The sequence below is a fragment of the Neglectibacter sp. CSJ-5 genome, from assembly GCF_032490475.1.
GTDB lineage: Bacteria > Bacillota > Clostridia > Oscillospirales > Acutalibacteraceae > Hominenteromicrobium > Hominenteromicrobium mulieris.
Window position 1 is genome coordinate 52,300 of record NZ_JAVYJC010000007.1, and the last position, 14,664, is coordinate 66,963.

Genomic DNA, 14,664 nt, shown 5'->3' on the forward strand with positions numbered 1-14,664 from the left:
GAAATATCAATATGCAGATTTAGCACTTAACAAATCAAAAATTTTGATATACAATACAGTCGTAAAAAGAAGTTAGGTGGTGCAAACCACCGAGCTTTGCGATAAATTGCTTCACATAGAAAGGGCGATAGACTTATGGCAAGATTTACACTTCCCCGCGATTTGTATCATGGTAAGGGTGCTTTGGAAGAACTGAAGCATTTTGAAGGCAAGAAGGCTGTTATTTGTGTAGGCGGCGGCTCCATGAAGCGTTTCGGCTTTTTGGACCGTGCAGTCGGCTATCTGAAGGAAGCCGGCATGGAGGTCGAGCTGATTGAAGGCATTGAGTCCGACCCGTCTGTTGAGACCGTTATGAAGGGTGCGCAGAAGATGATCGAGTTCCAGCCGGATTGGATCATCGCGATGGGCGGCGGCTCTCCGATCGATGCCGCAAAAGCTATGTGGATCAAATACGAATACCCGGACGTTACGTTTGAGGATATGTGCAAGGTCTTCGGCCTGCCGAAGCTGCGCCAGAAGGCACACTTCTGCGCCATTTCCTCTACTTCCGGCACCGCAACGGAAGTGACCGCGTTCTCCATCATCACCGATTATCAGAAGGGCATCAAGTACCCGATCGCTGACTTCGAGATTACCCCGGATGTCGCCATCGTTGACCCGGACCTTGCCGAGACGATGCCGAAGAAACTCGTTGCGCACACCGGTATGGATGCTATGACCCATGCGATTGAAGCGTATGTTTCCACCGCAAACTGCGATTTCACCGACCCGCTCGCCATCCACGCAATCGAGATGATCATGAAGGACCTTATCCCGTCCTATAACGGCGATATGACCGCCCGCGACAACATGCACAACGCACAGTGCCTGGCCGGTATGGCGTTCTCCAACGCTCTGCTCGGCATCGTACACTCCATGGCACATAAGACCGGCGCTGCGTTTGCCGATTACGGCGCACACATCATCCACGGCGCTGCAAACGCTATGTACCTGCCGAAGGTCATCGCGTTCAACGCAAAGGACGAGACCGCAAAGAAGCGTTACGGTGTCATTGCCGACTATATGCACCTCGGCGGCAGCAACGACGACGAGAAGGTACAGCTGCTCATCCAATACCTGCGCAACATGAACGATGAGCTGAACATTCCGCACTGCATCAAGCACTACGGCCCGGACAGCTTCCCGACCGAGAACGGCTTTGTGCCGGAGAACGTCTTCCTTGAGAGACTGCCGGAGATTGCAAAGAACGCTATCGCCGATGCCTGCACCGGTTCCAACCCGCGTCAGCCCAGCCAGGAGGAGATGGAAAAGCTGCTTAAGTGCTGCTACTACGACACGGAAGTTGACTTCTAAGTCTATAAAGACAATCTATAACGCATCCCGGGCATCTGTCCGGTAAAAGGACATTTTATCCCTGCCGCCCGGTATTTCTTCGGAAATCGCCGCACGGCAGGGATTTCCTGTCTTTTCCCGTTGTAATTTTGATATTTCTCTGATATAATAGTATCGTTTGCAGGTTTTAAAGGCAAAAATTGCAAAACCGGCATCCGACACAGACAAAACTTAGGCAAAACCGCACAAACTGCGCACATGCCTGAAGGGAAAGGTTTTGAAGTATGTATAAGATCGTAAAAAAACAGCCGCTGAACCCCACGGTGACGCGGATGGAGATCGAGGCGCCGCTCATTGCGAAAAAAGCAAAGCCCGGCCAGTTTATCATTCTGCGCGTAGACGAAAACGGCGAGCGTATCCCGCTGACCGTTGCCGGCTATGACCGCGAAAAGGGCACCGTTACAATCATTTTTCAGATTGTCGGCGCAACGACCGAAAAGCTCAACCACTTAAACGAAGGTGAATGTCTGCACGACTTCGTAGGCCCGCTCGGCGTACCAACGCATGTAGACGGCCTTAAGAAGGTCTGCGTTATCGGCGGCGGCGTAGGCTGCGCCATCGCACTGCCCATTGCCGAAGAGCTGCACGCCATGGGCGCGGAAGTCACCTCTATCATCGGCTTCCGCAATCAGGATCTCGTAATTCTGGAAGACGAATTCAAGGCTTGCTCCGACCACTTCACGCTGATGACGGACGACGGCTCCTACGGTGAAAAGGGCAATGTCACCGCCCCGCTGAAGACACTGCTTGAAAATGGCGAGCGTTTTGACGAGGTCATCGCCATCGGCCCGCTGATCATGATGAAGTTCGTCTGCCTCACCACAAAGGAATACGACCAGAAGACCGTTGTTTCCATGAATCCGATCATGGTAGACGGCACGGGCATGTGCGGCGGCTGCCGCCTGACCGTTGGCGGCAAAACGAAGTTCGCCTGCGTAGACGGCCCGGACTTTGACGGCCACGAGGTCGATTTTGACGAGGCGATGAGCCGCTCCCGCAGCTACACTCCTTTTGAGCGCCACGCTTATGAGGAAGCCTGCAACCTGTTCAAGAAGGAGGTTGAGTGATCATGCCTAACATGAGAATGACAAAGAACCCCATGCCCTCGCAGGACCCGAACGTTCGCAACAAGAACTTTAAAGAGGTCACGTTGGGCTATACCGAAGAAATGGCACTGGACGAAGCACAGCGCTGCCTGAATTGTAAGAACATGCCGTGCGTTTCCGGTTGCCCGGTCAATATTCATATTCCGGAGTTCATCAAGAAGGTCGCCGAGCACGACTTTGAGGGCGCGTATCAGGTTATTGCGCAGTCCTCTTCCCTGCCGGCTGTCTGCGGCCGTGTCTGCCCGCAGGAGACGCAGTGCGAAGGCAAGTGCGTGCGCGGCATTAAGGGCGAACCGGTCGGTATCGGCCGTCTGGAGCGTTTTGTTGCCGACTGGCACAACGCACACGCTACCGTTGCCACCATCACCGCGCCGAAGAACGGCCACAAGGTTGCCATCATCGGTTCCGGCCCTGCGGGTCTTACCTGCGCGGGCGACCTCGCAAAGCTGGGCTACGACGTGACGATTTACGAAGCGCTGCACCTTGCAGGCGGCGTGCTCGTGTACGGCATCCCGGAGTTCCGTCTGCCGAAGTCCATCGTGCAGAAGGAAGTCGATAACCTCAAGGCGCTCGGCGTCAAGGTGGAGACCAATATGGTTATCGGTCGTATCCTGACGATTGAAGAGCTGAAGGACGAGTACGGCTACGAGGCCGTGTTTGTCGGCACGGGTGCAGGTCTTCCCCGCTTTATGAACATCCCGGGCGAAAACCTGAAGGGTGTGTACTCCGCAAACGAATTCCTCACCCGCAGCAACCTGATGAAGGCTTACCGCGATGATTCCACTACGCCGATCCAGCACGCGAAAAACGTGGCAGTCGTCGGCGGCGGTAACGTGGCCATGGACGCCGCGAGAACCGCAAAGCGTCTCGGCGCGGAGAACGTGTACATCATCTACCGCCGCGGCATGGCAGAACTGCCGGCACGTAAGGAGGAAGTGGAGCACGCAGAGGAAGAGGGCATCATCTTCCATACGCTGACGAACCCGGTAGAGATTTTACCGACGGACGTCACCGACCCGCGTGACCCGAACTACGGCTGGGTCGCCGGTATTCGCTGCGTAAAAATGGAGCTTGGCGAGCCGGACGCTTCCGGCAGACGCAGCCCGATCGTCATTGAGGGCAGCGAATTCGATATTCCGATGGATTGCGTTATCATGTCCCTCGGTACTTCCCCGAACCCGCTGCTGAAAGCCACCACCCCGGGTCTTGAGACCCAGAAGCGCGGCCAGATCATCGCGGACGAACACGGTCTCACCTCCATCGAGGGTGTGTACGCAGGCGGCGACGCCGTAACGGGCGCCGCAACGGTTATCCTCGCCATGGGCGCAGGCAAGACCGCCGCAGCTGCAATCGACAAGTACATTCAGGAAAAGAAGTAAGTCAGCTTTTCCCCTAACCTAAAAACGAACGGCACCGGTGACAGATTTCATCGGTGCCGTTTTGCTGTGTTTGGCGGGTTTAATTTTCAAATGCTTTCCGCACCCACTGCATCGTGTAGGCGTCTGCCGGGCGGTCTTTCCGCACGCCGGAACTGACCTGCACGCCCATCAAAATGCGCGGCTCACGCTCGGCAAATGCCATAAAACGCACCAAAATTTCATCGTATCTGCCCATTTTTCACAGCTCCTTTTTTCGATCCTTTTAGAAAAACAAGCAGAGTATACCACGTTTTTCAGAGAAACGCAACGTCCTTTTGTATACTGCCGAAAGCATCTTGAATTTTCACGATTTTGGCAGTATAATTCTATTGGCAAATCTACCCGAAAAGAGGTTTTCTGAATGAAAAAAGTGCTTTTGCTCGGCGATTCCATTCGCATGGGCTATGACGATTATGTAAAAGAGGAGTTAGACGGCAAGTGTGAGGTCGTTTACGACGCCGAGGACAACGGCCGCTTCGCTGCGTACACGCTGTGGCAGGCGAACCAGATGTTCAAGCATCACGGTCATTTTGACGTGGTACACTGGAACAACGGCTACTGGGATATGAACATTGAGGCTCCGATGACAGAGGCCATGCACCCCGTTGAGGAATATGTGCACTTCTTAAAGCGCATCATCAAGCTGTGCAGAGAAAACGGCGCGAAAATCATCTTCGCGACCACCACGCCGATTTTGGAGCCCGGCATGGCGGCAGACAACACCGGCACGCAGGCGGACAGCATCAACTACAATAACGAGTGGGTGGAGCTGTATAACGACGCCGCCAAAAAGCTGATGGCAGAGGAAAACATTCCGGTGAACGACCTTTACGCGCTGTGCAAGGAAGGCGAGCACTATTATAAGTGCCCGGATATGCTGCACCTGACCGAGGAAGGCTACCGCAAGTGCGCAAAGCAGGCGGCCAACATGATCTTGAAGGAGCTCGGTGAAGCATGAGCTCCGGCGTAAAAAAGACGAACGCCATGCGCATGCTGGACGGCGCGAAGATTCCCTATGAGGTGCGCACATACGAATTTGAGGAGACCGATCTCGCGGGCGTACACGCGGCAGACGCCGTGGGCATGCCGTATGAGACGGTGTTCAAAACGCTCGTTGCGCGCGGCGATAAGACCGGGTTTGTCGTGTTTTGCATCCCCGTAGCGGAGGAATTAGACCTCAAAAAAGCTGCCAGAGCCAGCAAAAATAAATCCGTGGAGCTTCTGCACGTGAAAGACTTGCTGCCGACGACCGGCTATATCCGCGGCGGCTGCTCGCCCGTGGGCATGAAGAAGGCGTTCCCGACGTATATCGACGAGACCGCCATGCTGTTTGATGCAATCGCCGTCAGCGGCGGTATGCGCGGCGTGCAGCTCATCGTAAACCCGGATCAGCTTTTGGGCTTCGTCAAAGGCGAGTATGTCGATTTGACGGCGTAACACATAGCGAACTGTAACGGCGATAAAAACCTTTTGATCTAACTTTTCTCAAAAAAATTCACGCTCCCCTGCTTACTTCTTTAAAGTATATGCAGCGGGAGCGTGTTTTATATCTGCTATTTTTATAAATAACTTTTCGCGAAAGCGTATAATCAGTGGTTCATGAGCGCTTCGGCATTTTCGTTTTCGTTTACAAGGCCGAGGTCGTGCTTGATCTTCGTGGTGGAGATGCCCGGCGTGCGCGGCAGGAAGACGAGCTCGCAGTAATCCTTGAGGTAGTCAAAGCGATCGCTGTTTTCCCAGTCACTGCCCATAACGACTACGTCCACATGGTAGTCCTTCACGTCGCTGATCTTTTGATCCCAGCTTTCCTCCGGAATGACGAGGTCAACGTAGCGAATGGCTTCGAGCATCATTTTGCGCGTTTCATAATCGTGAAACGCTTTTTTGCCCTTGCCGGCGTTGAACTCATCCGTGGAAAGCGCCACGATAAGATAATCGCCCAGTGCCTTTGCGCGCTTTAAAAGGTTGATGTGGCCGTAATGCAGCAGGTCAAATGTTCCGTAGGTCAATACTCGTTTCATGTTTTAGCCTTTCCTTTCGTTTTTTACAGCTTGCTCAATGCTCCGGTTTCTGTAAGAGTCATCGCCTGCCGTTACACTTTGAATATTCAGATGCGGCAAAATACGGAATACTTCCCGCGCGAAAACAGCATCGCAATTATACTTATTACGCTCTCTGCTGAAAAACAGCTTGATGTTTTCCGGCAAAGAAAGGAACATCTGCGTATCGATCACGGTGTAATCCAGCCAATCGTTATATTTATCGGTCAGCTCCTTGAGGGTGAGCTCGTTGAAATCCCTGCGCAGGAAAACCGCTACGGGCGCTTCCATGGAACAGAGCTGCTGTTCCAGCTCTTTCGCCCAACCCTTATGGTCGTTCTTTCCGACAAGATAAACATTTCGCGGCTGCTTTTTGTTTTCGGCATAATCGATCACTTCAAACTTCGGCGCTTTTCCGTAGAACAGCATATCGTTCAGGTTTCGGATATTATCCGGCGCATCGTAATTTGTAAACATCTTATAATACGCGTCATACGCCGCACTGTTCACGTCTGCCTGTTTATCGTTTTCGTGCAGGTATGCGAGCATTTCGTTCATGGTATAAATTTTGCGGAACGGGAGGTCGCGCACATCCATATACATGCCACGCTCTGCCATGTACGCATCATAGTCGTACATAAAGAGCACGATTGGCTTGCGCGTGATGGAAAAATCGAAAAAAACGCTGGAATAGTCCGTAATCAGCACGTCCACAGCATTCAAAAAGCTGTAACTGTCCACGTCATCCGGGAATTTTACAATGTGCTTATAGCCTTCGATCGGCACTTTGTCTTTTACAAGCGGATGCAGGTTCACGTACATGATCTGCTTATCCGTCAGCGCGCTGTCGAACTTTGTCAGCAGGTCGCGCACTTCCGCTTCGTACCCGCCTTTGTTTGCGCCGGAGCTCATCGCGCCGCGCCAAGTCGGCATGTAGGCAAAGGTTTCCTTGCCGTCCATTCCGTATTGCTTCCGCACCGCCGCTGCCGCGTCTTTATCCCAGAATATCGCGTTGCGCGGGTACCCGCTCAGGATCACCTTTCCCGTATAGAGGTGGTTCAGGTTGTAATCTTCCATCATGTGATCCATCGTATAGCGGTTCGGGTGCAGAAGATAGCTGCTGTGCAGGAAATTGCGCTGCATGTTGCTCATATCCTGAATGCCCATCGCCATTTTTTTGCCGAGGGTCTTCAGCGGCGTTCCGTGCCATGTATTCAAATAGACCTGCCCTTCACGGCGGATAAAATACGTTGGGAAGCTCACGTTATTTACAAGATATCGGCTCGTTGCCAAAATCTTCTGGTATTTTCTCGAGCCGAGCGGGATAAGCTGCACACGGTTCAGCCCATACGCATCTAATATCTTCCGGTGCTCGCCCATCAACTCTTTTTTCGACGTGTAATAGATGGTAAACGTCGGGTCCTTTGCCAGCTCGCGCATCATTGCGAACGGCGAATCATTTAAGTTCGTACCGTGGAAGGATTCAAAAAGCACCTGCTTGTCGCAAAGCGGCTTCTTTTTACACGTGCGCACGTAGTAGTATTTATTCAAATAACTGCGCTTTGAGAAAACCGTCAAAGCCTTGCGCATCGTTTTTGCCGCTTTGCCCAAAAGGCGCAGCACGGAATTCGGCATCATGCTGTAAAGATACCACGTGAACTCATGCTTGGCCAAAGCGCCCATCAGCCGTTTTTTGGAGAAGAAAAAGTCAAAAAACGCCTTGTTTCTGCGCCAGTCATCAAAATAGTGATCCAGATGCTGAAAGCCCTTATGGACGACTTTAAACTGCAGGTCTTTATCTTTATACGCCGTAAAATCGCGGAAGCGCAGGATCGTGTGCTTCAAATTGATGAAGCCGAGCACCTCTTTAAACTCCTCGAATGCGCCTTCCCGAATATAGTACTCGTTCATGATTGCGAGCGAATCATACATCTGCAGGATGTTCTCGGAGAATGTCGCCGTGATCGCGCCCTCACGCTTTAGAATATAGTAGTACAGCGGCTCGTTTACTTTGGAAATCCGGTTGGCATGCAGCATCAGCGGGTAGATGGTCGCAATGTCCTCATAAATTTTCCCTTTCGGGAAGCGTATCCCCGTGCGCTCAAATAAGGCGCGGCGGTAAATTTTATTCCAGGCATACGGTGCATTTGTGTACAGAAGCTTCGGGTTTTCATGCAGGCTCACACCGAACTCCAGCGTGCTGCCGCGCTGGAAAAAGCGCCGCGTTTCGGTATTTTCGTCTATGCCGTAATAGCCGCAAACCACAATATCCGAATCCGTTTCAGCGGCGCGGTCGTACAGCTTTTGGTACATGGTCACGTTTAAATAGTCATCGCTGTCCACAAAGCCGATGTATTCACCGTGCGCATACGGAATACCGTAGTTGCGCGCATCGGATAATCCGCCGTTTTCTTTGATGAGGCTTATCACCTTCTGCGGATATGCTGCGGCATAACGGTCTATGATCGCCTGCGAATTATCCTTTGTGCCGTCGTTGACAACAATGATCTCCATTTCTTCCAGCGTTTGCTTCACTAAGGAATCAAGGCAACGCTCCAAATACGCTTCAACGTTGTATACAGGAACGATAACGCTGACTTTTATCGAATCAAAATTACGTTCTGACTTCATTTTATCTATCATTTATCCCTTCTGTAAGGAAAGTCATTATAAGATCCACACAGCGCTGCGTGTTGTTCGTGTCATCCGTCTCCACGAATTCTTTTCTGAAGGCGGTGAGCTTTTCGTAATCGTAGGGCGTGTGGAGGATACAGTCGACCAGAGGCTCGGCCTTTGTGAATGCGCAGTGCGGCATCTCTGCAAGCGGGTCAAAGTTGAGGCCGCGCGTTTCCTTGTAGCGCTCTAAATCGTAAACGTAGAAATACACCGGCTTTTTGATGAGGCTCGCCTCAATGGAAATAGCGGAATAGTCCGTGATGACGGCGTCTGCTACTGCCATTAGCGTGAAGGTGCCGAACTCCGGACACTCGCGGAATTTCGGCAGCACACAGCGGCGCTCCAAGCGCTCACGGTCGAGTGGGTGCAGCCGCACGATGAGCAGCATACCCATTTTTTCCGCCGCCGTGATGAGCGGCTCAATCTCGGGCATTTGCTCGCCGTCGCGGAATGTGGGAGCGTATAGGACGATCTTCTGCCCGCGCAGCTCCGGGTAGGCCGCGAAAAAGCGGCGGCGGCAACGCGCGCGATTCATTTTCAAAATGGCATCTACGCGCGGCACACCGGTCACGCGCATTTTATCGGCAGAAACGCCGAACGCCTCCTCATAGGCTTTTGCTGTACGGTGACTCGCACAGAGCACGGCATCGTAGTGCTTATGCATCCCCATGCGCTCCGCAAGCTCTTTATCGCGCCCGCCGGGCACGGAAAGCGCCTGCCTGCCAAACTTCTTAATGGCGCCAAGCGCGTGCCAGACCTGCACCACGCGCAGCTCTTTACGGTGATGCAGCACGCTGACCGGGATGCAATAGCCGTCTATGATGCACACATGCGCGGTGGAAAGCTCCGCGGCGCAGTGCAGCAAATGGAAACAATAGCGCAGAAGCTCTAACGGCGTATCGCCCATTTCGCGGCAGAGATACACAAGGCGCACCCCGGGATCACGCGCTTCGATCTCTGCGCCGAGCTGTTCAAAATCCGGCCGCTGGCTGTTCGACTGGCGGCTGATCATAACGACTTCTTTCTGCATGGGGCGCAGCTTCATGACGGCGTACACGGCGTTATACAACGCTTTGAAAACGGAGATCAGCCCGAGCAATATTCTTTTTTTCACAGAGGCTTCGCCCCTTTCTGTGCAGCGCCGTTCCATTTTTTGCGCATAGCGTGCGGCCTTTGCCCGCACCCCAAACACACGCTGCCAAATTTTGCCGTTGCGGAAAGCCGCACTTTTCCGCATTAAACAGAGTTAGTATACCACACTGTGCAGAAAATCGCCAGTGTTTTACCGCAAAGTTCGCCGTTTCGTTGAATCTTTGTAATACTACGGAAAAATTTGCGCCCGAACCCCCGCGAATTTGTCGCATTCGCAGGAAAATTCAGGGTATTTTGCCTCCTAATCCTGCGTCAAAATCGTCTAAAAAGTCACAAACTCGCCGTAAAGCCATAGGAAAAACGGGCAAGCACCGAAAAAGTGCCGCCCGTTTTTGTTTAGTCGAACGAAGGGTTAAACGCGTAGAAGTTTTTGGAATCAAGCCGATCGGTCGCGATGCGCAAACCCTCGCCGAAGCGCTGGTAATGCACAATCTCGCGCTCGCGCAGAAACTTGATGGGGTCGCGCACATCGGGGTCATCCGCAAAGCGCAGAATGTTGTCATACGTTACGCGGGCCTTCTGCTCGGCGGCGAGGTCTTCGTTGATGTCTGCCAGCGTGTCGCCCGTTACGGCGATGCTCGCCGCACTGAACGGCGCGCCGGAGGCCGCTACCGGGTAAACGCCCGTCGTGTGGTCGATGAAATACGCATCAAAGCCTTGCTTTTGAATCTCCTCCTGCGTCAAATTCCGCGTCAGCTGGTACACGATTGTCCCCACCATCTCGAGATGAGCGAGTTCTTCGGTGCCTACATACGTGACAGAAATGCTCCGGTGTCCTCGTTCGAAGGACAAGCAGTTGAGTTTTGGACTTAAAATACATAGTCTTACCGAATTTAAGTCTGTAAAAAAGCGCTGCGATCCCGATAATACAGAGCACTCAAAAAAACCTGATTTCATCGAAGAAATGAAGCCAAAACGAATTGTAAATCTATATGCAGTTGCTTCTGTATGAGCGTTAACTGCGTAAGGATCGCCGTTAAATATGTTTCTGCTGTTTGCGGACAAGCAGATTTGCACTTTTCAACCGACTGCTTCAAGAAAAGTCGAAAATCACTCGATTTACCGCAGTTGATTTTAAGCTGAAAATTGGATATTTGCCCGATTACATAGCCGTCTGCTGCGCCGCAGGCGGCTAAATTTATGTGAAGGAGGAAACCCATATGGCGAATTGCAAAGTGATCGCGGTGACGAACCAAAAGGGCGGTGTGGGCAAGACCACAACCACCGCTAACCTCGGCATCGGACTTGCCCAGCAAAACAAGCGAGTGCTGCTCATTGACGCAGATGCGCAAGGCTCTTTGACCCTCTCCCTCGGCTATCCGAAGCAACTGAATAACACCACGGAAGCACTTCAGTAATGGCATAGATACATTTAGAAGCCCTCTTTTGAATGTTATATTAAAGCCGCAAATTCGACTCAAAACGTCAAGTTTCATACCAATCGTATTGTTCTTTTTATCTTGATATCCACGTCAATTTCTGCTATAATGTTGTTATGATTAGTAGGAACGGAGGGATCTTTTGTGCGCTATATGGATGTTAAGACTGCAGCTGACCGTTGGGAATTGACCGAAAGAAGAATTACCACGCTTTGCAGAGACGGACGCATCGCGGGAGCGAAAAAGGAAGGAGGCTTATGGCTTATTCCTGATGACGCTGAAAAACCAGCGGATGGCCGCAGAAATAAGTCTTCACGAGCTATGAAAACAACCGCCAAATTGCCTTTACCCATTGGTGTGTCCGATTTCAAGGAATTGGTTTCGGGATACTATTATGTGGACAAGACCCTGATGCTCAAGGAGTTTATCGATTTCAAGCCTAAGGTTTCTCTTTTTACCCGTCCAAGACGTTTCGGAAAAACATTGGCAATGGATATGCTGAAAACCTTCTTCGAGGTTAGCAGCACGGATACCTCCAAGTATTTCAAGAATAAAAAGATTTGGAGCTGCGGCGAGGAGTACCGCCGTGAGCAAGGAAAATACCCGGTCATCTTCGTTACCTTTAAAGATATTAAGTTTGCAACATGGGAACAGACCTATACGGCGATCCGTGAGATCATTGCAAATGAGTATCTGCGCCACGATACTTTGCTGACGAGTGACAAATGCAATGAATTTGAGAAGAACTACTTCCGTAAAGTTGTTGACGGGACGATAACAGAAGTTAGTATGGCAAGAGCTTTCCTGGAGCTTTCGCACATGCTCAATAAGCATTATGGCCGCCCCGCTGTCATTATCATTGATGAATATGATACACCTATCCAGCAGGGCTACACGGAGGGATACTACGAACAGATCACCGGCTTTATGCGTAATCTTCTGTCCGGCGCTTTCAAAGATAATTCGAACCTCTCCTATGGATTTCTGACCGGCATTCTTCGTGTGGCAAAGGAAAGCATTTTCAGCGGCCTAAACAATTTGAAGGTAAACTCCATTCTCGAAGATCGCTACAGCGAATATTTCGGGTTCACCAAAGACGAGATCCGGGGCATTACGGAGTATTACGGCCGAACGGATAAGTACGAGGAGATTTGTGAATGGTATGACGGCTATCAATTTGGCGATACGGATATTTTCAACCCTTGGTCTGTTCTCAATTATATGGATGAGAATTGCTCGGCAAAAGCCTATTGGCAATCCACGGGAGATAACAGCATCATCCGACAGATCGTTGCAGAGGCAGACGATGAGACTGCAGACAATCTCCGCAAATTGATGCAGGGACAAATGGTTTCCTCTTATGTGGACACCTCTGTTATTTATCCCGAAATCAGGAATAATCCGACAACGATCTATAGCTTCCTGCTTTCTGCCGGCTATCTGAAGGTCGTAAAAAAGGATGAGCTGCACGACGGAAATGCTATCTGCGACATTGCCATACCGAATAAAGAGATTTTCTATGTCTATGAAAAAGAAATCCTTTCTGCACTGACGAATGTGATCTCCCAATCAACCGCTATTGCGATCCAACAGGCCATTATAAAGCAGGATGTTCCGAAATTGCAGGATAATCTGCAGAAGCTGCTGCTGAATTCCATCAGCTCCTTTGACTATGCCCATGAGAATTTCTATCACGGGCTTATCCTCGGGATCTGCGCGATCATGAATAACCTCTATCATGTGGACTCCAACAGGGAATCCGGCCACGGCAGATACGACATTCAGCTAAGGCCCTACAACAATAAAATGCCGGGTATTATCATAGAGCTCAAGGTATTAAAGGACGGCGTTACCGAATCTCGCATTGACACTGAGCTTGAGGCTTCTGCCAAGGAAGCTCTGGCACAGATTGAAAAACAGCAATATGTCACGACGATGAAGCAACAAGGCATTACCCACTTCTTCAAGGTTGGTGTTTCTTTCTACAAGAAGCATGTCAAACTGCTGAGCGACACCGAATAAGCTATGCGATTGACTTCCATGGTCGATATGCTTGGAGATGGTTTTATTAGCATAAGTCATCTGGCGCTCACTGGCAAAGGTATTTGCAATCTTTGAAGGGTTGATCGGTGCGCCGATTGCAGATGCAAGCACATCAACCAGAATCCCAATCTCATCCACGTTCTGAATCTTATTTCTTTCGATAACATCCTTCAGATAGACATTTGCAAAGATGTTCTTCAGACAGTCCGCTTTCTGTCGTTCGCTCTGGAAACTTACGATCTGCGGCAATCCTCCGTAGATCATGAGGCCAAAATGTATTTAACGCTTCTGATATTCCACACACAGGGCAACAAATATCCCCGCTTAGTTCATCATTCAAATAAGTTCAATCCATTTTGAATCTGCTTTTACACCTATCGCATTGAAGCGTAACCAAACCGTTTTCGTCTGACTGCAGCGTGGCTTTACCAATGGTGCTCGTATTTTCTATTCCTCCCTAATTCGTAATTTCTATATACCTGATTAGCCTTTCTTCTACATACTCGGCAATCAATTGAACCATGGCCCCCGCATCGTTATCACGATAATAACTATCAAATGCTTCATAATACCGTTTACGGTCTGCAAATTTCACATTGATAGGTGGATAGCCATTCTGCATAAGAAACAGGTTCAGTATCAAACGCCCTGTGCGGCCGTTGCCGTCCACAAAGGGGTGAATACCCTCAAATTTCAAATGAAACAGCGCTGCACTCTCAATCGGGTGCAGTTTTTTCTTTGAAAACTCTTTTACGAGCTTTTCCATCTGTTCCGGAACAACAACCGGCTCCGGCGGCGTATGATATGCGCCCATAATTTTAACAGGAATCCGTCGATAAACGCCGCGGTCCTCCGGTCGATCCATCAAAACCAGCGTGTGAATCTGTTTGATAATGCTCCCCGAAAAAGGAGCTTTTTCTTTCACCAAGTCTTGAACATAAAGGAATGCGTCCTTATGTCCGACGGCTTCTAAATGATCTTTCAGCGGCTTTCGATCGATCGTAATTCCCTCTAAAACAAGCGCAGTTTCCTGTAAGGTCAGCGTATTTCCCTCGATTGCATTTGAGTTGTAGGTATATTCAACCAAAAATTCTTCCTGCAATCGCTGTAATTCACCTGTCGTAAGTGGGCGACGCTGGTCAAACTGTTCCTTTATACTGTCGATACGGGAGAGCATCGGCAAATATTGTTCCGATACCGTTTTATGACGGAGGGTGCGCCCGTCAATCGGCTTTACCGCATTGCACGGTATGAGATAGGAGCGCCCTTTTTGAATAACGCCCTCAATTTTTCCCTGCTGGCACAGAATACGAATCCTACGGTCAGAAATCCCCCATTGTTCCGCAGCCTGTGTGACTTTCATATATTCCATTGCGTTCACCGCCTACATAACATTTTCTTTTCGCTTATGCTTATAGTATAACATCTTATCGGAATAATATCAATTCGTTTTTACAAC

The 14,664-nt window shown here is 50.5% G+C and carries 12 protein-coding genes and 1 pseudogene; 7 read left to right on the forward strand and 6 right to left on the reverse strand.

The features are described from left to right. Nucleotides 1-135: 135 nt before the first annotated feature. The 3 genes from R2K26_RS12915 to gltA all read left to right on the forward strand — a co-directional run bounded on the left by R2K26_RS12915 (nt 136) and on the right by gltA (nt 3,877). Nucleotides 136-1,353 carry an iron-containing alcohol dehydrogenase gene (locus R2K26_RS12915; RefSeq protein WP_316522208.1) on the forward strand — a complete coding sequence of 406 codons (1,218 nt, stop codon included), beginning with the start codon at nt 136-138 and terminating at the stop codon, nt 1,351-1,353. A gap of 263 nt (nt 1,354-1,616) precedes the next feature. Continuing rightward, nucleotides 1,617-2,459, forward strand: a complete 843-nt coding sequence (locus R2K26_RS12920; RefSeq protein WP_316522211.1) for a sulfide/dihydroorotate dehydrogenase-like FAD/NAD-binding protein — start codon at nt 1,617-1,619, stop codon at nt 2,457-2,459. 2 nt (nt 2,460-2,461) lie between these two features. Then, nucleotides 2,462-3,877 (forward strand): NADPH-dependent glutamate synthase, encoded by a 1,416-nt coding sequence (gene gltA / locus R2K26_RS12925; RefSeq protein ID WP_316522214.1) that lies wholly within the window; start codon nt 2,462-2,464, stop codon nt 3,875-3,877. 79 nt (nt 3,878-3,956) lie between these two features. Here gltA and R2K26_RS12930 read toward each other — a convergent pair whose 3' ends face one another. After that, nucleotides 3,957-4,112: a hypothetical protein gene (locus R2K26_RS12930; protein ID WP_316522226.1), complete on the reverse strand. Its 156-nt coding sequence runs from the start codon at nt 4,110-4,112 to the stop codon at nt 3,957-3,959. Between the two features lie 165 nt (nt 4,113-4,277). Here R2K26_RS12930 and R2K26_RS12935 point away from each other — a divergent pair, with 165 nt between their 5' ends. Next, nucleotides 4,278-4,874, forward strand: coding sequence for an SGNH/GDSL hydrolase family protein (locus tag R2K26_RS12935; RefSeq protein ID WP_316522227.1), 597 nt, complete (start codon nt 4,278-4,280; stop codon nt 4,872-4,874). Beyond that, the gene (gene ybaK, locus R2K26_RS12940) at nt 4,871-5,353 is read left to right on the forward strand and encodes a Cys-tRNA(Pro) deacylase (RefSeq protein WP_316522228.1); all 483 of its coding nucleotides are present in this window, start codon (nt 4,871-4,873) and stop codon (nt 5,351-5,353) included. Before R2K26_RS12935 ends, ybaK begins: the two co-directional genes overlap by 4 nt. Before the next feature lie 152 nt (nt 5,354-5,505). Here ybaK and tagD read toward each other — a convergent pair whose 3' ends face one another. The 4 genes from tagD to R2K26_RS12960 form a co-directional block, all read right to left on the reverse strand. After that, a complete protein-coding gene (tagD, locus tag R2K26_RS12945; RefSeq protein ID WP_176821403.1) occupies nt 5,506-5,937 on the reverse strand; it encodes a glycerol-3-phosphate cytidylyltransferase in 432 nt (143 codons plus the stop codon). A gap of 3 nt (nt 5,938-5,940) precedes the next feature. Beyond that, entirely contained in the window at nt 5,941-8,598 is a 2,658-nt protein-coding gene (locus tag R2K26_RS12950) for a CDP-glycerol glycerophosphotransferase family protein (RefSeq protein ID WP_316522233.1), read from the reverse strand. Next, the gene (locus R2K26_RS12955; RefSeq protein WP_316522240.1) at nt 8,588-9,745 is read right to left on the reverse strand and encodes a CDP-glycerol glycerophosphotransferase family protein; all 1,158 of its coding nucleotides are present in this window, start codon (nt 9,743-9,745) and stop codon (nt 8,588-8,590) included. The genes R2K26_RS12950 and R2K26_RS12955 overlap by 11 nt, the downstream gene beginning before the upstream one ends. Nucleotides 9,746-10,119: 374 nt before the next feature. Continuing rightward, nucleotides 10,120-10,599 carry a manganese catalase family protein gene (locus R2K26_RS12960; RefSeq protein ID WP_316522515.1) on the reverse strand — a complete coding sequence of 160 codons (480 nt, stop codon included), beginning with the start codon at nt 10,597-10,599 and terminating at the stop codon, nt 10,120-10,122. Nucleotides 10,600-10,943: 344 nt separating this feature from the next. On the opposite strand from R2K26_RS12960, the pseudogene R2K26_RS12965 reads away from it, so the two are divergent. Next, nucleotides 10,944-11,102: pseudogene (locus R2K26_RS12965) on the forward strand (ParA family protein); the annotation flags it as partial. A gap of 213 nt (nt 11,103-11,315) precedes the next feature. Next, entirely contained in the window at nt 11,316-13,184 is a 1,869-nt protein-coding gene (locus R2K26_RS12970) for an AAA family ATPase (protein ID WP_316522518.1), read from the forward strand. A 478-nt stretch (nt 13,185-13,662) separates the two neighbouring features. Here R2K26_RS12970 and R2K26_RS12980 read toward each other — a convergent pair whose 3' ends face one another. Continuing rightward, entirely contained in the window at nt 13,663-14,577 is a 915-nt protein-coding gene (locus R2K26_RS12980) for a Fic family protein (protein WP_316522243.1), read from the reverse strand. Nucleotides 14,578-14,664: the final 87 nt, after the last annotated feature.